The sequence below is a fragment of the Pseudomonas sp. GW821-FHT07F01 genome, from assembly GCF_059418825.1.
Genome location: NZ_JBWKQO010000004.1, coordinates 631,868 through 653,897 on the forward strand (window position 1 = coordinate 631,868; position 22,030 = coordinate 653,897).

Below are 22,030 nucleotides of genomic sequence, written 5' to 3' on the forward strand. Positions count from 1 at the left end.
CCGGCTTGCCGGCGAACCAGGCCGCCCGGCTTGCGCAGGCTGATAGCGGCCTTCGCTTGCCAGCTCCTACGCTAGAAGGCGAACTGGCCGTCGAACACAGGCTTGTCATCCACCGCCAGCACTCCGGAACTGAAGATCAGGTCCAGGTGATGGCTGCCTTTGGCGCCGCCCCCCAGGCCCAGGTGCAGGCCGCAATGGCGCTCTTCGAAGCCGGAGTTGCGCCCGTAGAGGGACCTGATGCCCTCGTTGGTGCCGATTCCCAGTTCCTCTATGCGCCGGTTGGACGGGTTGGCATCCAGGTACTTGTTGAAGTCATTGGCCAGCCCCGGCACCTCGGTGGCCACCCGGCTGATGCTGGAGTTCTCGATCCACAGTTCCAGCGGTGCTTTCAGCACCCCGTACTTGCGGGCGAAAGGGATGGTGCTGAGGAAGGTGCCGAGAAACTTCACATGGCCGTTGATGGCATCGCTGTGGGTGGCGATTTCCCCCGGTGCCAGGTCGTAGTTGCCGACGCCGTTGATGTCGGTCCATTTCTTCACGCTGTTCAAGGGCGCTTCGAAATATGAGCCCTGAAGGTCGCTGAAGCTCAGGGTGGTGGCCTGGGACAGGCGGCGGATCAGAGTGGCGTTGAGGTCGGCAATGCGTTGCGGTTCGACGCTGAAGGTGTCGTAGAAGTACTCGCCGTAATCCTTGAACAGCAGGGACTTCTTCCAGTGCTCGGCCATCAGCCCATGCAGTGGCCGCAGGAACTCCGGGCCGTCGGGGCGTGGCTGGGGCAGGGTCGAGGAGTCGTAGAAGAAGATGTACAGGTCACAGTCGATGATGGCCTGGGCAAGGGTCGCCGCCGGCTCCTGGTCCAGGCGCAGGGCGCTGACCGTCAGTGGGGTGGCCTGGCGCGACTGTTCGAGGATAGCGCTGACCATGGCCTGGTACTCGGCGGTGTGGCCGATCACCACCCTGGAGGGCTGGGCGCCGCTCAAGGCCGGATGCCGCTCGAGGTAGTACAGGAAATGGCGGATGGCGCGGGTCTGGTCCATAAAACCTCCCTGGAGGACAAAGGTGACCGGCGCAGGCACCAGGCCTGCACCGGTCTGGGCGCCTTACATCGGCCACATGGCGGTGCCGAATGGCACCACCGCGTCAGCCTGCATCATTTCCACTGCTGCTTCATGGGTGGCGGCTTCGAACCAGTCGTCCAGTTGCAGTTCGGTTTCCAGGTCTTGTTCCAGTGCTTGCATGGTGTCTCTCCTAGATACAGTGCGTGTAAGCAGTCCATTGGCGGAGCAGTTGAACAGCGGAGAACGGGAAGGTTGCTGGGCCGCTCATCCACTCCCGGAACTTGTCGGCTGGCTGAGCCGGCAAGTGGCTGGAAACCTAGTCCAGGGCATTTTGAAGTGCAAAAAAATAATTAGATTATTTTCTGCTGAACTTTATTTTCTATTTTTAGGTGAAATATTTATTCCCAGAAAACAAAAAGCTAAGGCTTTTCCGCTTGTCGGGCGGTCTGGGTGTCAATTTGCAGTCGGTTCGCCAGTTGATCTGGTTTGGCAATTTATCGTTACGCCTCGTAAAGAAAAAATTACGAAATGCGCCGTGATCCGCCTGTAATCCGCGGTGATGGATGTGCTGTAAGGAAAAGCTGCCGGCAGTTGTTCAGGAAAGCCACCGCCGAGGCTCTAGCCCGCTTGTTCCGGGGCGCCAAGGCAGGTGAGATGCACACCTGCCTGCGTACAGGTGCATAACAAGAAGGAGGCGCAATGAACGCCGTAACCGATTTTCACCCACACCCTTCGATGGGCGATGGCCTTCGCTCATTCATCGACGACCCCACTCGGTCCGTCCACTTTCGCGCCGCCGATGCCGAGCATCGGGCTGGCCCCGCAGGATTCCGGTTACCGGCACGCTGATAAAGCGGTGTCTGGCGGCAGGGAGTCAGGGGTGTACAATGCGCGGCGTTTTAACTGTGACCCAACTGCGTACCCGCGCATTTTGCGCCTGAAACGTGCTTTCCAGACCGCTTGCGAGGCGCTGAAGAGCTCGCTGCAAGGCCAATAAACTCAAGGTTATCCACCTTGTTCACTCCGCCGCGTCACGAGCGTGGTGGGTTCGATTTCGTCACAGATAAAAACAAACAGGTGACGCATGACCGTTAAAAGAACGCTGAACTTCTGGTGCCTGCGCTGGGGTTTGATCCGCGCCGCTTAAGCCTTTACCGGGCGGCAACGTCTGACACACATTACCTTGCGTGAGAGCCTTTTCATGAGTGGACAAAACTCGCATTCGGGCGAGCTGAAACGCGGCCTGAAGAATCGCCATATTCAACTGATCGCCCTGGGCGGCGCGATTGGTACCGGTTTGTTCCTGGGGTCGGCCGGGGTGCTCAAGTCCGCCGGCCCGTCGATGATCCTCGGTTATGCCATCTGCGGTTTCATCGCTTTCATGATCATGCGCCAGCTCGGCGAGATGATCGTCGAGGAGCCGGTGGCCGGCTCCTTCAGCCACTTTGCCCATAAATACTGGGGCGGCTTTGCCGGTTTCCTCTCGGGCTGGAACTGCTGGATCCTCTATATCCTGGTGGGCATGTCGGAGCTGACCGCGGTCGGCAAGTATGTGCACTACTGGTGGCCGGACGTCCCGACCTGGGCCTCGGCAGCCGTGTTCTTCGTCATGATCAACGCCATCAACCTGGCCAACGTCAAGGTCTTCGGCGAGGCCGAGTTCTGGTTCGCCATCATCAAGGTGGTCGCCATCGTCGGCATGATCGCCCTGGGCAGCTACCTGCTGGTCAGTGGCCACGGCGGCCCGCAGGCCTCGGTGAGCAACCTGTGGTCCCACGGCGGCTTCTTCCCCAATGGGGTCAGCGGCCTGGTGATGGCCATGGCAATCATCATGTTCTCCTTCGGCGGCCTGGAAATGCTCGGTTTCACTGCAGCGGAAGCCGACAAGCCGAAGACCGTGATCCCCAAGGCGATCAACCAGGTGATCTATCGCATCCTGATTTTCTACATCGGCGCCCTGGTGGTGCTGCTGTCGCTGACGCCGTGGGACACCCTGCTGGTGACCCTGAACGCTTCCGGCGATGCCTACAGCGGCAGCCCGTTCGTCCAGGTGTTCTCGATGCTGGGCAGCAACACCGCGGCGCACATCCTCAACTTCGTGGTCCTGACCGCGGCGCTGTCGGTGTACAACAGCGGCACCTATTGCAACAGCCGCATGCTCCTGGGCATGGCCGAGCAGGGCGATGCGCCCAAGGCCCTGGCCAAGATCGACAAGCGCGGCGTGCCGGTGATGTCGATCCTCGCTTCGGCGCTGGTGACCTTCGTCGCCGTGGTGCTCAACTACCTGATTCCGCAGCACGCCCTGGAGCTGCTGATGTCCCTGGTGGTGGCGACCCTGGTGATCAACTGGGCGATGATCAGCTACTCGCACTTCAAGTTCCGCCAGCACATGGAGCGTACCGGCCAGACCTCGCTGTTCAAGGCGCTGTGGTACCCCTACGGCAACTACGTCTGCCTGGCGTTCGTGGTGTTCATCCTGGGCATCATGCTGATGATTCCGGGCATCCAGATCTCGGTGTACGCGATCCCGGTGTGGGTGGTGTTCATGTGGGTCTGCTACTGCATCAAGAACAAGCGCAGTGCCCAGCACGCGCTGCAGGCAGCCAGTGCTTCGCTGAAGTAAGCGCGGCCCTGGCAACGACTAACCCGGCTCCGGCCGGGTTTTTCATGGCCGTGATTTTTGTCGGGGGCTGAGATCGCTTTCGCGGGCAAGCCGGCTCCTACGGTGTGCCTGCCCGCTGTAGGGGGCTGGCTTGCCAGCGAAGAGACCCGCAAGAGCGTGGGGAATGGGGGTATCCTATGCGCCCTGAAGACGGATTCCTGTTCCATGCTGGTGATTTCCAACAACGTGCATCTGCCGGATGCCGAGATCGAGCTGACCGCCATCCGTGCCCAGGGCGCCGGTGGGCAGAACGTCAACAAGGTGTCCAGCGCGGTGCACCTGCGCTTCGACATTCCGGCTTCGTCCCTGCCTCCGTTCTACAAGGAGCGCCTGCTGGCGCTGCGCGACAGCCGCATCACCAGTGACGGCGTGATCATCCTCAAGGCCCAGCAGTACCGCACCCAGGAGCAGAACCGCGCCGATGCCCTGGAGCGCCTCACCGAGCTGATTCTCAGCGCCGTCAAGGTGGAGAAGAAGCGCCGCCCGACCAAGCCGACCCTGGGTTCGAAGAAGCGCCGCCTGGAGACCAAGGCCAAGCGCGGCAGCATCAAGGCCGGGCGCGGCAAAGTGGACTTCTAGCGCGCCTCGCGTTCCTGGCGCAGCTTGGGCGCCTGGTGGTACAGGTACAGGCTCAGCACCAGGCCGGTGCAGGCAGCGATGGCGGCGAACAGGAAGATCGAGGCAAAGCCGAAACCGGCAGCAATCGCCCCCGCCAGCGGGCCGGTGATGCCCAGCGACAGGTCGATGAACAGCGAGTAGGCCCCCACTGCCGCGCCGCGGCTGGAGGCTGGCACCAGGTTCACTGCTTCCACCCCCAGGGCCGGGAATACCAGGGAGAAGCCGAAGCCGCTCAGGGCTGCGCCGGCCAGGGCCCAATTGGCATCCGGGGCCAGCCACAGCAGCAACAGGCCGAGGGTTTCCACCGACAGGCAGGCAATCGCCACGCGAAAGCCGCCGAGGCGGTTGATCAGGTTGCCGAACAGCAGTCGCGCGCCGATGAAGCTGGCACCGAACAGGCTCAGGCACAGTACGGCGTTGTCCCAGTGCCGGGTGGCGTAGTACAGGGTGATGAAGGTGGCGATGGTGCCAAAGCCGATGGAGCCCAGGGCCAGGCCGCAGCCGTGGGGAAATACCTTGCCCAGCACGTGGATGAACGGCAAGCGCTCGCCGGCAACGATCGGCGCGGCGAGTTTCGGCCAGGCCAGCAGCAGGCCGAGCAGCGCCAGCAGGATGATGCTCGCTCCCATGCTCCACAGCCCCAGCCGGCTTACCAGCCACACCCCCAGCGGCGCGCCAATGGCCAGGGCGCCGTAGCTGGCGATGCCGTTCCAGGAAATCACCTTGGCGGTATTCTGCGCCCCGACCCGGCCGATGCCCCAGCCGATGGAGCCCGAGCCCACCAGGCTTTCCGCGCTGCCCAGGACCAGGCGGCCGATCAGCAAGCTGATCAGGCTCAGGGTCGGCAGGTTGTGCAGCCAGGCCGAAAGCAGCATGAACACCCCGCTCAAGCCGCAGCCGGCCAGGCCGTACATCACCGCGCGCTTGCTGCCCAGATTGTCGATGATGCGCCCGGCATAGGGCCGGCTGAGCAGGGTGGCCAGGTATTGCACGCTGATCACCAGGCCGGCGATCACCGCGCCAAAGCCCAGTTCGCTGTGCACGTAGCCCGGCAGCACCGCCAGCGGAATGCCGATATTCAGGTAGCCGATAAAGGTGAACAGGACGATGGAGACGACGTGCAGCGTGACCGTCAAGGGGCGCTGGGTATCTGGCATGGGGATCGGACCACTGCGACAGCTCAATAGATAGGCTGCTTATGATACCGATGTGCAGGGAGGGGTTGTGGGGGAAATCGATGTGTTGTTCAGATTTTTACCTGGCCGGAGTCGGTTCAGGCGTCATTGTTGCCCAGCAACCGGGTGGTGACCAAGGCGGCCAGGGCATTTTCCTGGGTGCCGAAGCGGGCCAGCAGAGCGGCCTGTTTTTCTTCGCTGAGGCGATTCCACACGTCGATCATCTGTTCGGCAGTGCCGATCAGCACGCTGGCTTGGGTTTCGCTGAAGGATTCGGTCATGGTGCGGCGGGGCTCGGGAGGAGGGTTTCAGGCGGTGTGGAAAGCGCTTGAGTAGCGCTTTCCACACGGTCTGGTTACAGCTTTCAGTCTTCGCTGTCGGCCTTGCGGCTGTCGGCGGCTTCTTGCACTACAGGCTTGTCGGCACTGGCTTGTGGCGGAGTTGTCTGCTCAGTTTCGTGCAGGCTTGGGAAGGGGAGATTCGGGATCTCATGCATGTCGTTGCTCCTCGCAAAGTCTGTTTTTTAAATCGCTGGGTAGATCCGCGCTTTTAAAAAGCCTGGGCAGGATACAGCAGTACAAATGACAGAAAGATTTTTATTTCCCCTCGGTCGAGGGTTATTCGTCAGGTTCTGGGTGCTTTGGCCGCGCATGAAACGGCATGTGCGGGCCGGCGATGGCGGCCCGGTGCAGCGCCGCATAAGGCGTTGCAACGGGCCTGTTGCCTAGGGTTGTGGCGGGTTGACGATGATCTTGCCGATCATCTGTGGGTGCAGCACGCAGAAGTACTGATAGATGCCGGGGGTATCGAACTGGTAGGAAAAACTGTCGTTGGTGTCCAGTGCGGCGGAACGGAACAGCTTGTGGGTCTCGGTCACCGTGTGCGGTATCTGGTCGTCATTGACCCAGGTGACCCGGGTGCCCGCGGTGATTTGCACATCCTGGGGGTTGTACATGAACGCGCGGATATCGATCTTCACCTCCTGGGCCCAGGCCGGCGTCGCCAGGCAACCCAGAAGCAGCAGCGTGAGCAATGTCTTCATCGCACGAGGACCTCAGGCCAGAGTGGAGTCGAGCAGGGCCAGGGGGTGCTCGCCCTGGGTTGCGCGAACATCGGTGATGCCCAGGTAATTGCGCAACTGGTCGGCAGCCACGGTCATCGGCCCGGGGTTGGCCGCGGCACCGGGGGCTGGTTGCGGGTAGGCCGTGCCGCGAGCGGTGTGGAAGGTGATGTTGCCCTCGACTTTCTGGATGACCTGGTGGATATGGCCGTTGAGGACAGTCACCGAGCCGAAGCGGCGCAGCAGGGCGATGGCCTGGTCGCCGTCCTCCGTGCCCCAGCCCCAGGGCTGATAGATGGTCCACAGCGGGATATGGGTGAAGACTACGATCGGCGTGCTGCTGGCCACTGCCCGCAGGTCGTCCGCCAGCCAGGTCAGTTGCTCGGCGCCCAGGGTGGCTTCATGGCCGGGTTGCAGGTTGAAGACATTCACCAGGGCAATGAAGTGCACACCCTGCTGGTCGAAGCTGTACCAGCCGTTCCCGCGGGTGCCCTTGCCATAGCGCTGCAGGTAAAGCTGGCCGCCGCCTTCATCCAGGGTGTCATGCTCGCCCGGCACATAGTGCACGGTGGAGGGCAGGCCCTTGAGCAACTGGGCGGCGGTGTCGAACTCTTCGGCCCGGGACAGGTGGGTGATGTCCCCGGTATGGAGGATCAGTGCGGGCCGTCTGGGTAGGGCAATGACCTTGTCGATGGCCACTTGCAGGGTCTTCACCGGTTCCGGGTTGGCTTCCTTGTTGAAGCCGATATGCGAGTCGCTGATCTGTACGAAGTGAAAGCTGCTGTTCAGTGCGGTGGGGTCGCTTGGCTGGCCTGCCTGGTCCAGGGCAAAGGCCCGCGGGATCCCTCCGCTCAAGGCCCAGATGACGCCGGCGCCGGCCCAGGCCGAGCACTTGAGCAAAGTGCGTCGGTCGGGGTTCTGCGGGCTGTCGGTGGCTCGGGTGTGCGATGTGGCATGGGTATCCATGGTGCGCCCTCGGTAGCGGTCTACAGTGATGGGTCTCACATCTGTAAAACCGTGCGGTGCGGGGCTTTATTCCAGGAAAGAAGTTTTTTATTTCGGGAATAAAACGCCGGCTTTCACCGTTATAGGGTGCAAAGGAGACGGAGCCACCATGACGCGATTCGAGGAACTGTTCCTGCCGCATCTGAATGCGGCCTATAACCTCGCGCGTTGGCTGACTGATAACGACAGCGCGGCCCAGGACGTGGTTCAGGAAAGCGCGTTTCGCGCAGTGAAGTTCCTCCATCGTTTCGACGGCAGCAACGCCAAGGCCTGGTTCCTGACCATAGTGCGCAACGAAAGCTACAACTGGCTCAAGGCATCGGCACGCCAGGGCGCGGTGGCTTTCGACGAGACCTGTGGCGAAGACGATCCGGCCCTGGCCGATGGACGAACACCGGAGTGGCAACTGATCCAGGGGCAGGAGGTGGAGCAGTTGCAGCAGGCGCTCCTGGCTCTGGCTCCGGTGTTTCGTGAGGTGATAGTGCTCAAGGAGTTGGAAGATATGCCCTACAAGGACATTGCGAAGATCGTTGATATCCCCCTGGGAACGGTCATGTCGCGTCTTGCCAGGGCACGTTCCATGCTCCGGCTGCAACTGCAGAAGTCCCGGCCATGATCAACGATATCGACTGCAAGACCTGTAGGGCGTGGCTGCATGGCTACCTAGACAACGAGTTGGAAGCCAATGCCGCTGCCGAGGTGGCCGAGCACCTACGCCACTGTGCCGAATGTGCTCGGGAATATGCCGACGCCCGGCGTCTGGTGGCACAGCTCAAGGCTCACATGTCCTATCACCAGGCGCCGGTAGGCTTGGCCCAGCGTCTGCTGGCCAGCATCGACGCACCTGCCTCGCCTCCTGCGGGGTTGTTCCAGCGCTGGCTGGGAGGTGGCGGCTGGCGCTGGCTGGCCCCGGGATTTTCGAGCCTGGCGCTGGCCCTGGCCCTGGTGTTCTACCTGGCAGCGCCCTCTGTCGAGCGGCCATGGCTGGATGAGGCAGTGTCCAGTCATGTGCGTTCGCTGATGGTTGATCACTTGAATGACGTGGTGTCCTCGGACCGGCACACGGTCAAGCCCTGGTTCACCGGCAAGCTGGATTTTGCCCCGCCGGTCTTCGACTTCAGTCAGCAGGGCTATCCGCTGCTGGGCGGGCGCCTGGACTACCTGCAGCAGCAAAGTTCGGCGGCCCTGACCTATGGTCATGGGCGGCACTTGATCAACCTGTTCATCCTGCCCACGGCGGATGCCGATGCAGCAGCGCAAAACCTCTCCTTGCGCGGCTATAACCTGGTGGCATGGCGGCGCAATCACCTGCGCTTCATCCTGGTGTCCGACCTCGAGCAGAGCGAGCTGGCGGCGTTGGGGCAGTTGATTCAGAAAGATCTTTGAGGCGGGGCGTTGTTGCGAGGGTGGGGCCAGGGCTTGCGAACTGGGGCAGCTAGCCCAGCCTCGGCACCGCAGTGCAGAGGCCGGGCTTGCCGGTAGGGGAGGGATCAGCCCTTGCAGACGCTGGCGATGGCGCTAGCCAGCAAGTCCAGGCGCGTGGCGTCGATTCCGGCCACGTTGGCGCGGCCGGAGCTGACCATGTACACGCTGTGGTGGTCACGCAGTTCCTGGACCTGGGCAGGGCTCAGGCCGGTGTAGGAGAACATTCCCCGTTGCACGCCGATATGCGCGAAACGTTCGGCCAGGCCGTAAGGCTGCAAGGCCTCCAGCAGGCCGGCGCGTAGTTGCGCGATCCGCAGGCGCATGGCTTCCACTTCGTCGGCCCAGAGGCTTTTCAGCTCCGGGTCGCCGAGGATGGTGGCGACCACCGCCGCGCCGTGATCCGGTGGCGTGGACCACAGGTTACGGGCGATATGGGCCAGTTGGCTGCGCACATCGAGCAGTTTCTCTGCGTCCTGGGTGCAGACGATCAAAGCGCCGGTCCGGTCGCGGTACAGGCCGAAGTTCTTCGAGCAGGAGCTGGTGATCAGCACTTCCGGCAGTTCGGCGGCGAACAGCCGCACTGCCCAGGCATCCTGCTCCAGGCCGTCGCCGAAGCCCTGGTAGGCGAAGTCGATCAGCGGCAGCAGCTTGCGGCTGCGTACCACGTCCAGCACGCGTTGCCAGTCGGCGTGGCCGAGGTCGAAGCCGGTGGGGTTGTGGCAGCAGGCGTGCAGCAGCACCACGTCGCCCTCGGGCACTTGGTTCAGGGTCGCCAGCATGGCTTCGACGTCCAGGCGGTTGTCGCTGCCCACATAGGGGTAGTGACTGACCTTGACCCCGGCCGCGGCAAAGATGGTCTCGTGGATCGGCCAGGTCGGGTTGCTCAGCCACACGCCACGGCCCGGCAGGCAGTGGGCGATGAAGTCGGCACTCAGGCGCAGGGCGCCAGTGCCGCCCGGGGTCTGCGTGGCGCCGGCACGCTGGGTGGCGATCAGTTTCGAATCGCTGCCCAGTACCAGTTCATTGATCACCTTGCCGAAGGCCGCGTCGCCATGGCCGCCGATGTAGATCTTGGTGTCCTGGCTGTCCACCAGGCGCTGTTCGGCCAGCTTCACCGAGCGCGGGATCGGCGTCAGGCCCTGGGAGTCCTTGTAGACCCCCACGCCGAGGTCGAACTTGCGCGGGTTGGGATCGTTGGCGTAGGCCCCCATCAGGCCGAGAATCGGGTCGCCGGGAACCCGGCCGATGGCGTCGAAGTGCATTACTTGCGTCCTTCTGCGGTCTTGGCCACTTCATCGGTGCGGGCTGCCATGATGAAGTCGTTGCGGTGCAGGCCCTTGATCGAGTGGCTCCACCAGGTCACGGTGACCTTGCCCCACTCGGTGAGCAGGCCCGGGTGGTGGCCTTCGGCCTCGGAGATCTCGCCCATGGCGTTGGTGAAGGCCAGGGCAAATTTGAAGTTCTTGAACAGGAAGACTTTCTCCAGCTGCATCACGCCATCGCGAACTTCGATGTTCCAGTCAGGGATCTGCTTGATCAGTACCGGCAGTTCTTCGTCGCTGACTTGAGGAGCATCGGCACGGCAGGCTTCGCAATGGGCTTGGTTCAGAGCGGTCATGGTGGGTTCCCAGGATTCAATTCTTGTTGGAAGTTACTATCTTTCGCAGCGGCTCGCGAGTGCGGGCCGCTCAGGCCGCCTTGGGTTTTGGCGGAAACTTGGGGGCGTGCAGGCCCAGCTGCATGCCTTGGTGGACCAGGGCCATGATGTCTTCGTGGGCCAGGTCGAACAGGCGCTTGAGGTTGGGCAGGGTGAAATAGATCGGCTGCAGGATGTCGATGCGATACGGCGTGCGCATGGCTTCCAGCGGGTCGAAGGCCTGGTGTTCCGGCTCTTCGGACAGGCTGTACACGGTCTCCTTGGGCGAGGACAGGATGCCGCCGCCATAGATGCGCCGCCCGGCCGGGGTGTCCACCAGGCCGAACTCGATGGTCATCCAGTACAGACGCGCCAGGTACACCCGCTCTTCCTTGGTGGCTTGCAGGCCGAGCTTGCCGTAGGTGTGGGTGAATTCGGCGAACCAGGGGTTGGTCAGCAGCGGGCAGTGGCCAAAGATCTCGTGGAAGATGTCCGGCTCTTGCAGGTAGTCGAGTTCTTCGCGGGTGCGAATGAAGGTCGCCACGGGAAAGCGCTTGCTGGCCAGCAGCTCGAAGAAGGTCTGGAAGGGGATCAGCGCCGGTACCCGGGCCACTTGCCAGCCGGTGGTTTCACCCAGGACCTTGTTGATTTCGCCCAGTTGCGGAATACGGTCGTGGGGCAAGCCGAGCTTGTCGATGCCGTCCAGGTATTCCTGGCACGCACGACCCTCGATCACTTTCAACTGGCGTGTGATCAGGGTGTTCCACACCGCGTGCTCTTCGGGTGGATAGTCGATAAAACCTTGCGCGTCGGGCTCGCGGGCCACGTACTGCGTCTGCTTCATGCTGCTCTCCTGCCAGGGGATGCGTTCTTGTTATGTGTGACCCCAGTGATACCCGAGGGTGCGACGCTTTGCAGCAGGTGGCCGGTGCGGGTAGAGGGCTGTCGTGCACCAATTTGTAAAGTAAACGTTACGAATCTGGCGGGGTCTCCACCCTGTGGTGGGTTTTCAGGTTTGAAAAAGCGGTTTGCTGTCACATAATCTTGACGATTATCTGCGCCATCCTGCAGAAAGTTTGTAAAACCCGATGCCATAAGCGTCGGTTTTCGGCGTTTATGCCTTTCACTGTCAGTCCCAGGGCCTTCCTTCTATGCGTATCAAAGTTCACTGCCAGAATCGCATCGGCATCCTGCGCGACATTCTCAACCTGCTGGTGGAATACGGGATCAACGTGGCCCGTGGCGAGGTGGGGGGCGAGCATGGCAATGCCATCTATCTGCACTGCCCGAACCTGATCAACCTGCAATTCCAGGCGCTGCGCCCCAAGTTCGAGTCCATCGCCGGGGTGTTTGGCGTCAAGCGAGTCGGGTTGATGCCCAGCGAGCGCCGGCACATGGAGCTCAATGCGCTGTTGGGGGCTCTGGAGTTCCCGGTGCTGTCCATCGACATGGGCGGCTCCATCGTGGCGGCGAACCGGGCCGCAGCGCAGTTGCTCGGGGTGCGGGTGGACGAGGTGCCGGGCATTCCCCTGTCGCGCTACGCCGAAGACTTCGACCTGCCGGAACTGGTGCGGGCCAACCAGTCGCGGATCAACGGGTTGCGGGTCAAGGTCAGGGGGGATGTGTTCCTGGCGGACATCGCGCCGCTGCAATCGGAACATGACGACAGCGAAGCCATGGCCGGCGCGGTATTGACCTTGCACCGGGCGGATCGCGTTGGCGAGCGCATCTACAACGTGCGCAAGCAGGAGCTGCGGGGCTTCGACAGCATCTTCCAGAGTTCGAAAGTCATGGCGGCGGTGGTGCGTGAGGCGCGGCGCATGGCACCGCTGGATGCGCCGCTGCTGATCGAGGGCGAGACCGGGACCGGCAAGGAGCTGCTGGCCCGTGCCTGTCACCTGGCCAGCCCGCGCGGGCAGTCGCCGCTGATGGCCCTGAACTGCGCCGGGTTGCCGGAGTCCATGGCCGAGACCGAGCTGTTCGGCTACGGCCCCGGCGCCTTCGAGGGGGCTCGGGCAGAGGGCAAGCTGGGGCTGCTGGAGCTGACCGCCGGTGGCACCCTGTTTCTCGACGGGGTAGGGGAGATGAGCCCGCGCTTGCAGGTCAAGCTGCTGCGCTTCCTGCAGGATGGCTGCTTCCGCCGGGTCGGCAGCGATGAAGAGGTGTACCTGGATGTGCGGGTGATCTGCGCGACCCAAGTGGATCTTTCCGAGTTGTGCGCCAGGGGCGAGTTCCGCCAGGACCTCTATCACCGGTTGAATGTGCTGTCTCTGCACATTCCGCCATTGCGCGAATGCCTCGACGGCCTGACCCCCCTGGTGGAGCACTTTCTCGACCAGGCCAGCCGGCAGATCGGTTGCCCGTTGCCGCGTCTGGCGCCGGCGGCCATGGAACGCCTCAGTCACTACCACTGGCCGGGCAATGTGCGGCAACTGGAGAACGTGCTGTTTCAGGCGGTTTCCCTGTGCGATGGCGGTACGGTCAAGACCGAGCACATCCGGCTGCCGGACTATGGTGCGCGCCAGCCGCTTGGCGATTTCTCCCTGGAGGGTGGCCTGGAACAGATTGTCGGGCGCTTTGAAAAGGCCGTGCTCGAGAGTCTGTACGCCGAGCACCCCAGTAGCCGTCAGCTGGGCAAGCGGCTGGGGGTTTCCCACACCACCATCGCCAACAAACTGCGCGAATACGAGGTCGGCAAGAATGCCGGCGACAATCCCTAGGCTTGTATCCGGGCCGTTACTTGCCGGTAGCGGCATAAGACCGCCGTTTTTCCGTCTTCTGCCAACGCTGTTTTTTCCTCTGTAATCAGGCAAAGCCTTGCCCCGCCTGGGGATCACCACTGCGTGAAAAAGTTGGTGCGCTTATTGCTTATGGCTTCGCAGTACAGCGGTGGGCGGCAAACGTCCGGCAGACAGAGGAAAGACTGTGGACAAGTACCTTTATGTGGCAATGACCGGCGCCAGCCAGAATGCACTGGCGCAAAAGGCTCATGCCAACAATCTGGCGAACATCTCTACCAATGGTTTTCAGCGCGACCTGGAGCAGGCCCGTGCGATGCCGGTATTTGGTGACAGCTTTCCGGCGCGCGCCTTTGCCATGAGCGAGCGCCCGGCAACGGATTTCAGTGCCGGCTCGATGGTGGAGACCGGTCGTGACCTGGACGTGGCCGTCAGCGGCAACGGCTGGATCGCCGTGCAGAGCCCCGACGGCAGCGAAAGCTATGTGCGTACCGGCAGTTTGAATGTCGACGCCCTGGGTGTGCTGCGCGCCGGCAACGGTATGCCGGTGATGGGCAACGGCGGCCCGATCGCAGTGCCACCCGAGCAGAAGATCGAAGTTGGCCAGGACGGCACCATCAGTATCCGTGCCATGGGCGAGGGCCCGCGAGTCATGGCCGAGGTCGACCGCATCAAGCTGGTCAACCCGGACATCAAGAACCTCACCAAAGGCCTGGACGGCTCGATCAAGACCAAGGACGGCCAGCCGGCACCCGCCGACGCCAACGTCCAGCTGGTCTCGGGTTTCCTTGAGTCGAGCAACGTCAACGCCGTGCAGGAAATGACCGCGGTGCTGGCCCTGTCCCGGCAGTTCGAATTGCACGTGAAGATGATGAACAGCGCCAAAGAAGACGACCAGGCCATGGCTCGGGTCTTGCAGATCAGCTAATTACCAGTATCTAGCGCCGTAAAACAGGCGCGAGAGGAGAAATCAATGCTTCCGGCTCTATGGGTTGCCAAAACCGGTCTGTCCGCCCAGGACACCAACCTGACCGTCATTTCCAACAACCTGGCGAACGTCTCGACCACGGGCTTCAAACGTGATCGTGCCGAGTTCCAGGATCTGCTGTACCAGATCAAGCGTCAGCCGGGGGCCCAGTCCACCCAGGACAGCGAGCTGCCAACCGGCCTGCAGGTCGGTACCGGTGTGCGCATTGTCGGCACCCAGAAGAACTTCACCGCCGGCAGCCTGCAGACCACCGAGCAGCCTCTGGACCTGGCCATCAACGGCCGCGGTTTCTTCCAGATCCTGCAGCCCGATGGCACCACGGCCTACACCCGTGACGGTACTTTCCACCTGAACTCCGACGGCCAGATCGTCACCGCCAGCGGTTTTGCCCTGGAGCCTGCGGTTGTCGTGCCCAACGATGCGCAGACCTTCACCGTAGGCCAGGACGGCACCGTGTCCATCACCATTGCCGGCAACCCGGCGTCCCAGGTGATCGGCAACCTGCAAACCGCCGACTTCATCAACCCGGCAGGCCTGCAGGCCCAGGGCAACAACCTGTTCCTGGAAACCGCCGCCAGTGGCGCGCCGCAGATCGGTACCCCGGGCCTCAACGGTTTCGGCACCACACTGCAGAACACTCTGGAAGCCTCCAACGTCAGCACCGTTGAGGAGATGGTCAACATGATCACCACTCAGCGCGCTTACGAGATGAACTCCAAGGTGATCTCCACCGCGGACCAGATGCTCTCGTTCATTACGCAGAAGCTGTAATCAAGTCTTGAGGTCGCCACGGGTCTGAAGTGGCGCACCGGCAACATCGTGAGGAAGGGTCATGAATCGGTTTATTTGTGTTCTAGCGCTGAGTGGGAGTGCCGTGCTCGCGGGCTGTGTCGCCCCGCCGCCCAAGCCCAATGACCCTTACTACGCGCCGGTGCTGCCGCGTACGCCGCTGCCTTCCGCGTCCAACAACGGTTCGATCTACCAGGCCGGCTTCGAGCAGAACCTGTACAGCGACCGCAAGGCGTTCCGGGTCGGTGACATCATCACCATCACCCTGAACGAGCGGACCAACGCCAGCAAGGGTGCCAACTCGGCGCTGACCAAGACCAGTTCCAACAGCATTGGCCTGACCTCGCTGTTCGGTGCCGTGCCCAACACCAACAACCCGCTGGGCGACGGCGACCTGACCCTGAATGCCGGCTACAGCGGCAATCGCGCCACCAAGGGCGACAGCAAGGCGGCCCAGAGCAATAGCCTGACCGGTTCGATCACCGTGACCGTGGCCGACGTACTGCCCAACGGCATCATCGCGGTGCGTGGCGAGAAGTGGATGACCCTCAACACCGGCGATGAGCTGGTGCGGATTGCAGGCCTGGTACGGGCGGACGACATCGCCACCGACAACACCGTGTCCTCGACCCGGGTCGCGGATGCACGCATCACCTATTCGGGCACCGGCTCGTTTGCCGATGCCAACCAGCCTGGCTGGTTCGACCGTTTCTTCCTCAGCCCGCTGTTCCCTTTCTAGGTGATGAAAAGACTCATGCTCAATTTCAAGCACCTGATGGCGGCGGCGTTGTTGCTGTCCACTTCCCTTGGCGTCCAGGCCGAGCGGTTGAAGGACATCGCCAGCATTTCCGGCGTGCGTTCCAACCAATTGATCGGCTATGGCCTGGTGGTCGGGCTTAACGGTACCGGCGACCAGACTACCCAGACGCCTTTCACCTTGCAGACCTTCAACAACATGCTGTCGCAGTTCGGCATCAAGGTGCCGGCCGGCTCCGGCAACGTGCAGTTGAAGAACGTCGCGGCGGTGTCGGTGAGTGCCGATCTGCCGGCGTTCGCCAAGCCGGGCCAGCAGGTGGATATCACCGTGTCCTCCATTGGTAACTCCAAGAGCCTGCGCGGCGGCACCTTGCTGCTGACGCCGCTCAAGGGCATCGACGGCAACGTCTACGCCATCGCCCAGGGCAACCTGGTGGTGGGTGGTTTCGATGCCGAAGGACGCGACGGTTCGAAGATCACCGTCAACGTACCGTCGGCCGGGCGGATTCCTGGTGGCGCCTCGGTCGAGCGTGCCGTGCCCAGTGGTTTCAACCAGGGCAATAGCCTGACCCTGAACCTCAACCGTTCGGATTTCACCACCGCCAAGCGCATCGTCGACAAGATCAACGACATGCTCGGCCCAGGCGTGGCTCAAGCCATCGACGGTGGCTCGATCCGGGTGACTGCACCCCTGGACCCAAGCCAGCGTGTGGACTACCTGTCGATCCTGGAGAACCTGGAGATCGATCCGGGGCAGGCGGTGGCCAAGGTCATCATCAACTCCCGTACCGGCACCATCGTCATTGGCCAGAACGTCAAGGTCTCGCCGGCGGCGGTGACCCACGGCAGCCTGACCGTGACCATTACCGAAGACCCGATCGTCAGCCAGCCCGGCCCTCTGTCCAATGGCCAGACCGCGGTGGTGCCCCGCTCGCGGGTCAATGCTCAGCAGGAAGCCAAGCCGATGTTCAAGTTCGGCCCGGGCACCACTCTGGATGAGATCGTCCGGGCGGTGAACCAGGTGGGCGCGGCGCCAGGCGACTTGATGGCCATCCTTGAAGCCTTGAAACAGGCCGGCGCCTTGCAGGCCGACCTGATCGTGATTTGAGGTGAGCGCCATGGATATTCGTAAGAGCGGACTGATTGGCAGCGGCGATTCCGGGTCTTACTCCGACCTCAACCGCCTGCAGCAACTGAAGGTCGGCGACAAGGACGGCGAAGCCAACGTGCGCAAAGTGGCGCAGGAGTTCGAGTCGCTGTTTCTCAATGAAATGCTCAAGTCCATGCGCAAGGCCACTGACGTCATAGGCCAGGACAACCCGCTCAATACCCCGGCCGCCAAGCAGTACCAGGACATGTATGACCAGCAGTTGGCGGTGTCCCTGTCTCGCGAGGGTGGCGGTATCGGCCTGGCCAATGTGCTGATGCGCCAGATGATGAAGAACAAGCCGGCTCATCCGAATGCGGCCACCACGACTTTGCCGGCCGCGGCGCCGGTGGCGACTCCGACGCCGATCGCTGCCGGTACCACGGCCCAGGATGGTCCGTTGAGCCGGGTCAACGGCCAGCGCCCGATGTGGGCTTCGCGGGCCCACGATCCTTTGCGCACGAGCGTGGCGCATAACGACATGGTGCTGCTCAACCAGCGGCGTCTGTCCCTGCCCAGCAAGCTCACCGATCGCCTGTTGACCGGCATCGTGCCGTCGGCCGGTGCCGTCGAGGGCGGCGCACAGAACGCCGCGCCGACCCGCAACAGCCCGGCCGCCGATGCCGTGCTGCGGGGCGAGTGGCGGGTCAATCAGGGCTACGCCGCGTCCCAGGGCAAGATGCGGGTCTATGGCCGGGCCATGGCCCAGCCGCCGCTGGCACCGGCCAAGCGTGCCTTCAGTTCCGCCGACGACTTCGTCGCCACCATGCTGCCGATGGCGCAGCAGGCGGCCCAGCGTATCGGGATCGATCCGCGCTACCTGGTGGCCCAGGCCGCCCTGGAAACCGGCTGGGGCAAATCGGTGATGCGCCAGCAGGATGGCAGCAGCAGCCACAACCTGTTCGGCATCAAGGCCGGCAGCAGTTGGCAGGGTGCACAGGCCCGGGCGATCACCAGCGAGTTCCGCAACGGGCAGATGGTCAAGGAGACGGCGGCGTTCCGTTCCTACGATTCCTATCAGGACAGCTTCCACGATCTGGTGACCTTGTTGCAGAGCAACAATCGCTATCAAGAAGTGCTGAAGGTGGCCGATAAACCAGAACAGTTTGTTCGCGAGTTGCAAAAAGCCGGGTATGCAACGGACCCGGATTACGCAAGCAAGATTTCGCAGATAGCCAAGCAGATGAAGAATTACCAGAACTACGCTGCGGCTGGCGTTTCCACGAATTTATAAGGTCTGAATCATGAGTTTGCTCAATATCGGGATGTCGGGGCTGGCCGCCAGCCAAACGTCGTTGATGACCACGGGTAACAACATTGCCAACGCCGACACCGCCGGGTACTCGCGTCAGCAGACCGTGCAGGGCACCAAGGCCTCCAGCCAGAATGGCAACGTCTTCATCGGCACCGGCACCACCCTGGCGGACGTGCGCCGGGTCTATAACAGCTTCCTCGATGCCCAGTTGCGCACCGCCACCTCGCTCAACAGCGATGCCGCGGCGTTCCAGGGGCAGATCAGTCCGATCGACCAATTGCTGTCGGACAGCGGCACCGGCATGACCGGCGCCCTGACCAAGTTCTTCGCCTCGGTGCAGAACCTCAACGCCAAGCCTACCGACGAGGCTTCCCGGCAGTTGCTGCTCAGCGACACCCAGGCCCTGAGCAACCGTTTCAACTCGGTATCCAGCCAGCTCAACCAGCAGAACACCAATATCAACGGCAACCTGGCGAACATGGCGGACCAGGTCAACAAGCTGGCCAACACCGTGGCCCAGCTCAACCAGAAGATTTCCGAGCTGTCGACCAACGGCAACGGCATGCCCAACGATCTGCTCGATGCGCGTAATGAAACCGTGCGCCAGCTTTCGACCTTCATCGGCGTGCAGGTCTCGGAGCGTGGCTCCAGCGTCGACCTGTACCTGGGCAGCGGCCAGCCGCTGGTCATGGGTAACTCGGCCAATACCCTGGAAGTGGTGCAGGGCAAGAACGACCCGAGCCGCTCCGCGCTGCAGTTGAACCGGGGCTCGAGCAGCATCGACATCACCAACCTCACCACCGGTGGCGAGATCGGCGGCCTGCTGCGCTACCGCAGCGAAGTGCTGGATCCGGCGATGAACGAGCTGGGCCGCGTAGCCCTCGTGGTCGCCGACCAGATGAACAGCCTGATGGCTCAAGGCATCGACAAGAACGGTGATTTCGGCGGCAACCTGTTCAACGACATCAACAGTGCCCGGATGATCAGCCAGCGCAGCATTGGCAGTGCCACCAACAGCGCAGGCTCGGGCAACTTCGATGTCACCATCAAGGACACCGGCAAGCTGAGCACCAGCGACTACACCGTGACCTTCAGCAGTGCCACCGACTACAGCGTCAAGCGTTCCGATGGCACCGACATGGGCAGCTTCAGCACCACCACCAGCCCGGCACCGGTGATCGATGGCTTCTCGCTGAAACTCAATGGTACGGTCGGTGCCGGTGACAGCTTCAAGATCACCCCGACCCGCAATGCCGCTACCACCATCCAGACCGAAATGACCGACCCCAAGCGCCTGGCCCTCGCGGCTCCGCTGAAGGCCGAGCTGGCTGCCGGGCTCAAGAGCTCCCTGAGCATTTCCGCGCAGCCTTCCTTGAGCGTGCCGATCGACAACTACGACGCCGCAGCCAAGCTTGAGATGCAGACCGCAATCAAGAATTCGGGCCCGGTCAAAGTGGTGTTCAATGCGCCGGCAGGCGGCAGCCAGAGCTACGACTATTTCGATGCCAAGGGCAACAAGATGGGCAGCGGCTCCATCGTTCCCGGGCAGACCAACACCCTCAACCTGCAGATCAACATGCTGGATGCCAGCGGTGCGCCGATCACCGACGGCGGCACGCCACCGGTGACCAAGACGTTCGGCGTGCAGATGACCGTGGCCGGCGCTCCCGCCGCCGGCGACAGCATGAACATCTCGGTGAACGGCGCCGGCTCTTCGGACAACCGCAACGGCCTGGCGCTGGCCGGTTTGCAGAGCAAGCAGACAGTCGATACAGGTTCTGCCAGCAAAGGCATCACCCTGGTGGATGCCTACGGCAAGCTGATCGAGAACGTCGGCGCCAAGGCCAGTCAGGGCAGCCTCGACAGCGCCGCTACCGGCACCATCCTGGCTAACGCCAAGGGCGCCCGGGACTCGCTGTCCGGGGTCAACCTGGATGATGAGACCGGCAACCTGGTCAAGTTCCAGCAGTACTACACAGCGTCGTCGCAGATCATCAAGGCTGCGCAGGAAACCTTCAGCACGCTGATCAACAGCCTTTAAGGAGTCGTAGCCCATGCGCATTTCCACCTCCCAGTTTTACGAGTCCTCGGCTACCAACTACCAGAAGAACTTTTCCAAAGTGGTCCAGAGCAGCGAAGAGGCCAGCAGCCTGGTTCGCGTCAAGACCGCTGCCGACGATCCGGTAGGTGCCGCGCGCCTGCTGCAGCTGGGCCAACAGGCTTCGTTGCTGGACCAGTACAAGACCAACACCAACTCGATCAAGGCCTCCCTGGGCCAGACCGAATCGGTGATGACCAGCATCAACAACGTGCTGGCCCGCGCCAAGGAACTGGCCTCCGGTGCCGGCAACGCCGGTTACACCGACGCCGACCGCCAGGCCAATGCTTCGGAACTGGGGCAGATCGAAGAGCAGTTGCTGAGCCTGATGAACTCCCAGGACGAAAACGGCAAGTACATCTTCGGTGGCTCCAAGGATGATGTTCCGCCGTTCAGCCGCAACTCCGATGGCACCTACAGCTACAACGGTGACCAGAGCAGCCTGCAACTGCCGGTCGGCGACACCATGATGATGGCCGCCAACAGCACCGGTTGGGACGTGTTCCAGCAGGCACTGAACACCAGCCGCAGCCAGGTCACCATGACCGCGCCAGCCGTGGATGACGGGCGGATTTCCCTGTCCAACGGCCAGGTGGCCAACAACGGTGCCTACAACAGCCAGTTCCGCAGCGGCGAGCCTTACACCGTGTCCTTCGTATCGGGCACCCAGCTGAAGATCGTCGACGGCAGTGGCAACGATGTAACGGCCGAGGCCAGTCAGGGTGGTGTTTTCGGCACTACACCGAACCAGACCGTGAGCTTCCGTGGGGTCGACCTGAGCCTGAACGTCAACCTCAAGTCCGGCGACGACGCCAACGCCGTGCTGCCTGGGCATACCTTCACCCTGGGCTCCAAGCCGGACACCTTCAATGTGGCGCGCTCTCCGGGCAACCCGAGCATGACTCAGGTCTCGAACACCAGCATTACCGATCCGGTGGCCTACAACTCCACCTTCCCCAGTGGTTCGGCGATCCTCAAGTTCACCAGCGCTACCAATTTCGATCTGTACGCTGCGCCACTGACCGCTGATAGCAAGCCGGTGTCCTCGGGCGTGGTCGGGCCGGGCAACGTCGCCACCGCGGCAGGCGTGAGCTTCACCCTGACCGGCGCGCCTTCTCCGGCGGCCAACGATCAGTTCAGTGTGTCGGTCAATACCCACGAGACCCAGAACATACTGGATACCGTGAGCCAGCTGAAAAACGCCTTGAACACGCCGACCGCCGGCAACACCCTGGCGACCCAGAAGCAACTGGCCGACCTCGCCTCGGGGATGGCCAACCTGGCCAGTGGCATCGACCAGTTGTCCATCGGTATCAGTTCGGTGGGTGGTCGTGGTTCGGCCCTGGACACCCAGAGCGAAATCAACGAAAGCCTGGCGGCTGCCAACACCAAGACCCGCTCGGCCATCAGCGACTCCGATCCGGCCGAAGTGATGACCCGCCTGACCCTGCAACAGACCATGCTGCAAGCCTCGCAGCTGGCCTTCAGCAAGATTGCCCAACTGGGTCTGTTCAACAAGGTCTGAGTGCGTGGCGTTCGGGCTGGCGCCCGGACGCCGCGATCTTCGAGCAGCCAGCCGTCTTTTTTAAGCGGTCTTGCAGCCCTGGCATCACTGGCCAG

At 62.5% G+C, this 22,030-nt stretch carries 23 protein-coding genes; 13 read left to right on the plus strand and 10 right to left on the minus strand.

All coding sequences use genetic code 11. From position 1 onward, the window contains the following. Window positions 1–71: 71 nt before the first annotated feature. Window positions 72–1,037: a CgnE/CgnB domain-containing protein gene (locus AC07R1_RS17400; protein ID WP_125062207.1), complete on the minus strand. Its 966-nt coding sequence runs from the start codon at window positions 1,035–1,037 to the stop codon at window positions 72–74. Between the two features lie 63 nt (window positions 1,038–1,100). Then, window positions 1,101–1,238 carry a hypothetical protein gene (locus tag AC07R1_RS17405; RefSeq protein WP_011059941.1) on the minus strand — a complete coding sequence of 46 codons (138 nt, stop codon included), beginning with the start codon at window positions 1,236–1,238 and terminating at the stop codon, window positions 1,101–1,103. Between the two features lie 49 nt (window positions 1,239–1,287). Between AC07R1_RS17405 and AC07R1_RS17410 the strand changes: the two genes are divergently transcribed. From AC07R1_RS17410 to arfB, 3 genes are all read left to right on the plus strand, one after another. Continuing rightward, window positions 1,288–1,608, plus strand: a complete 321-nt coding sequence (locus AC07R1_RS17410) for a hypothetical protein (protein WP_401401403.1) — start codon at window positions 1,288–1,290, stop codon at window positions 1,606–1,608. Between the two features lie 651 nt (window positions 1,609–2,259). Then, window positions 2,260–3,681 carry an amino acid permease gene (locus AC07R1_RS17415; protein ID WP_011059942.1) on the plus strand — a complete coding sequence of 474 codons (1,422 nt, stop codon included), beginning with the start codon at window positions 2,260–2,262 and terminating at the stop codon, window positions 3,679–3,681. A 204-nt stretch (window positions 3,682–3,885) separates the two neighbouring features. Further along, the gene (arfB, locus tag AC07R1_RS17420) at window positions 3,886–4,299 is read left to right on the plus strand and encodes an alternative ribosome rescue aminoacyl-tRNA hydrolase ArfB (RefSeq protein ID WP_065363350.1); all 414 of its coding nucleotides are present in this window, start codon (window positions 3,886–3,888) and stop codon (window positions 4,297–4,299) included. Here arfB and AC07R1_RS17425 read toward each other — a convergent pair. The 5 genes from AC07R1_RS17425 to AC07R1_RS17445 all read right to left on the minus strand — a co-directional run bounded on the left by AC07R1_RS17425 (window position 4,296) and on the right by AC07R1_RS17445 (window position 7,539). Further along, on the minus strand, window positions 4,296–5,495 hold the full coding sequence (locus AC07R1_RS17425; RefSeq protein WP_011059944.1) for an MFS transporter: 1,200 nt from the start codon (window positions 5,493–5,495) through the stop codon (window positions 4,296–4,298). The genes arfB and AC07R1_RS17425 overlap by 4 nt on opposite strands. Window positions 5,496–5,611: 116 nt before the next feature. Beyond that, complete coding sequence (locus AC07R1_RS17430; RefSeq protein WP_011059945.1) at window positions 5,612–5,794, minus strand: hypothetical protein; 183 nt, start codon at window positions 5,792–5,794, stop codon at window positions 5,612–5,614. 83 nt (window positions 5,795–5,877) lie between these two features. After that, window positions 5,878–6,009, minus strand: coding sequence for a hypothetical protein (locus tag AC07R1_RS17435; RefSeq protein WP_015634613.1), 132 nt, complete (start codon window positions 6,007–6,009; stop codon window positions 5,878–5,880). 228 nt (window positions 6,010–6,237) lie between these two features. Beyond that, window positions 6,238–6,555, minus strand: a complete 318-nt coding sequence (locus AC07R1_RS17440; RefSeq protein ID WP_065363351.1) for a plastocyanin/azurin family copper-binding protein — start codon at window positions 6,553–6,555, stop codon at window positions 6,238–6,240. A gap of 12 nt (window positions 6,556–6,567) precedes the next feature. Further along, window positions 6,568–7,539 (minus strand): metallophosphoesterase family protein, encoded by a 972-nt coding sequence (locus AC07R1_RS17445; RefSeq protein WP_401333326.1) that lies wholly within the window; start codon window positions 7,537–7,539, stop codon window positions 6,568–6,570. 148 nt (window positions 7,540–7,687) lie between these two features. Here AC07R1_RS17445 and AC07R1_RS17450 point away from each other — a divergent pair, with 148 nt between their 5' ends. Next, window positions 7,688–8,194 carry a sigma-70 family RNA polymerase sigma factor gene (locus AC07R1_RS17450; RefSeq protein ID WP_065363353.1) on the plus strand — a complete coding sequence of 169 codons (507 nt, stop codon included), beginning with the start codon at window positions 7,688–7,690 and terminating at the stop codon, window positions 8,192–8,194. Next, a complete protein-coding gene (locus tag AC07R1_RS17455) occupies window positions 8,194–8,964 on the plus strand; it encodes an anti-sigma factor family protein (RefSeq protein ID WP_495110809.1) in 771 nt (256 codons plus the stop codon). The genes AC07R1_RS17450 and AC07R1_RS17455 overlap by 1 nt, the downstream gene beginning before the upstream one ends. A gap of 104 nt (window positions 8,965–9,068) precedes the next feature. Here AC07R1_RS17455 and AC07R1_RS17460 read toward each other — a convergent pair whose 3' ends face one another. The 3 genes from AC07R1_RS17460 to phhA form a co-directional block, all read right to left on the minus strand. Beyond that, on the minus strand, window positions 9,069–10,265 hold the full coding sequence (locus AC07R1_RS17460) for an amino acid aminotransferase (RefSeq protein ID WP_495110782.1): 1,197 nt from the start codon (window positions 10,263–10,265) through the stop codon (window positions 9,069–9,071). Beyond that, complete coding sequence (locus AC07R1_RS17465) at window positions 10,265–10,621, minus strand: 4a-hydroxytetrahydrobiopterin dehydratase (RefSeq protein ID WP_007930096.1); 357 nt, start codon at window positions 10,619–10,621, stop codon at window positions 10,265–10,267. The genes AC07R1_RS17460 and AC07R1_RS17465 overlap by 1 nt, the downstream gene beginning before the upstream one ends. Before the next feature lie 70 nt (window positions 10,622–10,691). Next, window positions 10,692–11,483: a phenylalanine 4-monooxygenase gene (phhA, locus tag AC07R1_RS17470; protein WP_011059947.1), complete on the minus strand. Its 792-nt coding sequence runs from the start codon at window positions 11,481–11,483 to the stop codon at window positions 10,692–10,694. 307 nt (window positions 11,484–11,790) lie between these two features. On the opposite strand from phhA, the gene AC07R1_RS17475 reads away from it, so the two are divergent. The 8 genes from AC07R1_RS17475 (at window position 11,791) to AC07R1_RS17510 (ending at window position 21,935) form a co-directional block, all read left to right on the plus strand. After that, complete coding sequence (locus AC07R1_RS17475; protein ID WP_047284476.1) at window positions 11,791–13,359, plus strand: sigma-54-dependent phenylalanine hydroxylase transcriptional regulator PhhR; 1,569 nt, start codon at window positions 11,791–11,793, stop codon at window positions 13,357–13,359. Window positions 13,360–13,564: 205 nt separating this feature from the next. Next, window positions 13,565–14,305: a flagellar basal-body rod protein FlgF gene (gene flgF / locus AC07R1_RS17480; protein WP_041116646.1), complete on the plus strand. Its 741-nt coding sequence runs from the start codon at window positions 13,565–13,567 to the stop codon at window positions 14,303–14,305. A gap of 45 nt (window positions 14,306–14,350) precedes the next feature. Then, window positions 14,351–15,136, plus strand: a complete 786-nt coding sequence (flgG, locus tag AC07R1_RS17485; protein WP_011059950.1) for a flagellar basal-body rod protein FlgG — start codon at window positions 14,351–14,353, stop codon at window positions 15,134–15,136. Window positions 15,137–15,197: 61 nt separating this feature from the next. Then, window positions 15,198–15,893, plus strand: coding sequence for a flagellar basal body L-ring protein FlgH (gene flgH / locus AC07R1_RS17490; RefSeq protein ID WP_011059951.1), 696 nt, complete (start codon window positions 15,198–15,200; stop codon window positions 15,891–15,893). Window positions 15,894–15,908: 15 nt separating this feature from the next. After that, entirely contained in the window at window positions 15,909–17,018 is a 1,110-nt protein-coding gene (locus AC07R1_RS17495; protein ID WP_011059952.1) for a flagellar basal body P-ring protein FlgI, read from the plus strand. Window positions 17,019–17,028: 10 nt separating this feature from the next. Then, window positions 17,029–18,291, plus strand: coding sequence for a flagellar assembly peptidoglycan hydrolase FlgJ (gene flgJ, locus AC07R1_RS17500; protein ID WP_011059953.1), 1,263 nt, complete (start codon window positions 17,029–17,031; stop codon window positions 18,289–18,291). Between the two features lie 10 nt (window positions 18,292–18,301). Beyond that, window positions 18,302–20,353 (plus strand): flagellar hook-associated protein FlgK, encoded by a 2,052-nt coding sequence (gene flgK / locus AC07R1_RS17505; protein WP_011059954.1) that lies wholly within the window; start codon window positions 18,302–18,304, stop codon window positions 20,351–20,353. 13 nt (window positions 20,354–20,366) lie between these two features. Beyond that, complete coding sequence (locus AC07R1_RS17510) at window positions 20,367–21,935, plus strand: flagellar hook-associated protein 3 (protein WP_236183576.1); 1,569 nt, start codon at window positions 20,367–20,369, stop codon at window positions 21,933–21,935. Window positions 21,936–22,030: the final 95 nt, after the last annotated feature.

Excerpts from the sequence above, each read along its gene's own strand:
- phhA (WP_011059947.1), bottom strand. The coding sequence starts at position 11,483 with ATGAAGCAGACGCAGTACGTGGCCCGCGAGCCCGACGCGCAAGGTTTT.
- flgK (WP_011059954.1), top strand. The coding sequence starts at position 18,302 with ATGAGTTTGCTCAATATCGGGATGTCGGGGCTGGCCGCCAGCCAAACG.
- AC07R1_RS17460 (WP_495110782.1), bottom strand. The coding sequence starts at position 10,265 with ATGCACTTCGACGCCATCGGCCGGGTTCCCGGCGACCCGATTCTCGGC.
- AC07R1_RS17495 (WP_011059952.1), top strand. The coding sequence starts at position 15,909 with ATGCTCAATTTCAAGCACCTGATGGCGGCGGCGTTGTTGCTGTCCACT.
- AC07R1_RS17405 (WP_011059941.1), bottom strand. The coding sequence starts at position 1,238 with ATGCAAGCACTGGAACAAGACCTGGAAACCGAACTGCAACTGGACGAC.
- flgG (WP_011059950.1), top strand. The coding sequence starts at position 14,351 with ATGCTTCCGGCTCTATGGGTTGCCAAAACCGGTCTGTCCGCCCAGGAC.
- AC07R1_RS17400 (WP_125062207.1), bottom strand. The coding sequence starts at position 1,037 with ATGGACCAGACCCGCGCCATCCGCCATTTCCTGTACTACCTCGAGCGG.
- AC07R1_RS17450 (WP_065363353.1), top strand. The coding sequence starts at position 7,688 with ATGACGCGATTCGAGGAACTGTTCCTGCCGCATCTGAATGCGGCCTAT.
- AC07R1_RS17445 (WP_401333326.1), bottom strand. The coding sequence starts at position 7,539 with ATGGATACCCATGCCACATCGCACACCCGAGCCACCGACAGCCCGCAG.
- AC07R1_RS17415 (WP_011059942.1), top strand. The coding sequence starts at position 2,260 with ATGAGTGGACAAAACTCGCATTCGGGCGAGCTGAAACGCGGCCTGAAG.
- AC07R1_RS17510 (WP_236183576.1), top strand. The coding sequence starts at position 20,367 with ATGCGCATTTCCACCTCCCAGTTTTACGAGTCCTCGGCTACCAACTAC.
- AC07R1_RS17465 (WP_007930096.1), bottom strand. The coding sequence starts at position 10,621 with ATGACCGCTCTGAACCAAGCCCATTGCGAAGCCTGCCGTGCCGATGCT.
- AC07R1_RS17430 (WP_011059945.1), bottom strand. The coding sequence starts at position 5,794 with ATGACCGAATCCTTCAGCGAAACCCAAGCCAGCGTGCTGATCGGCACT.
- flgJ (WP_011059953.1), top strand. The coding sequence starts at position 17,029 with ATGGATATTCGTAAGAGCGGACTGATTGGCAGCGGCGATTCCGGGTCT.
- arfB (WP_065363350.1), top strand. The coding sequence starts at position 3,886 with ATGCTGGTGATTTCCAACAACGTGCATCTGCCGGATGCCGAGATCGAG.
- flgH (WP_011059951.1), top strand. The coding sequence starts at position 15,198 with ATGAATCGGTTTATTTGTGTTCTAGCGCTGAGTGGGAGTGCCGTGCTC.
- AC07R1_RS17440 (WP_065363351.1), bottom strand. The coding sequence starts at position 6,555 with ATGAAGACATTGCTCACGCTGCTGCTTCTGGGTTGCCTGGCGACGCCG.
- AC07R1_RS17425 (WP_011059944.1), bottom strand. The coding sequence starts at position 5,495 with ATGCCAGATACCCAGCGCCCCTTGACGGTCACGCTGCACGTCGTCTCC.
- AC07R1_RS17475 (WP_047284476.1), top strand. The coding sequence starts at position 11,791 with ATGCGTATCAAAGTTCACTGCCAGAATCGCATCGGCATCCTGCGCGAC.
- AC07R1_RS17435 (WP_015634613.1), bottom strand. The coding sequence starts at position 6,009 with ATGCATGAGATCCCGAATCTCCCCTTCCCAAGCCTGCACGAAACTGAG.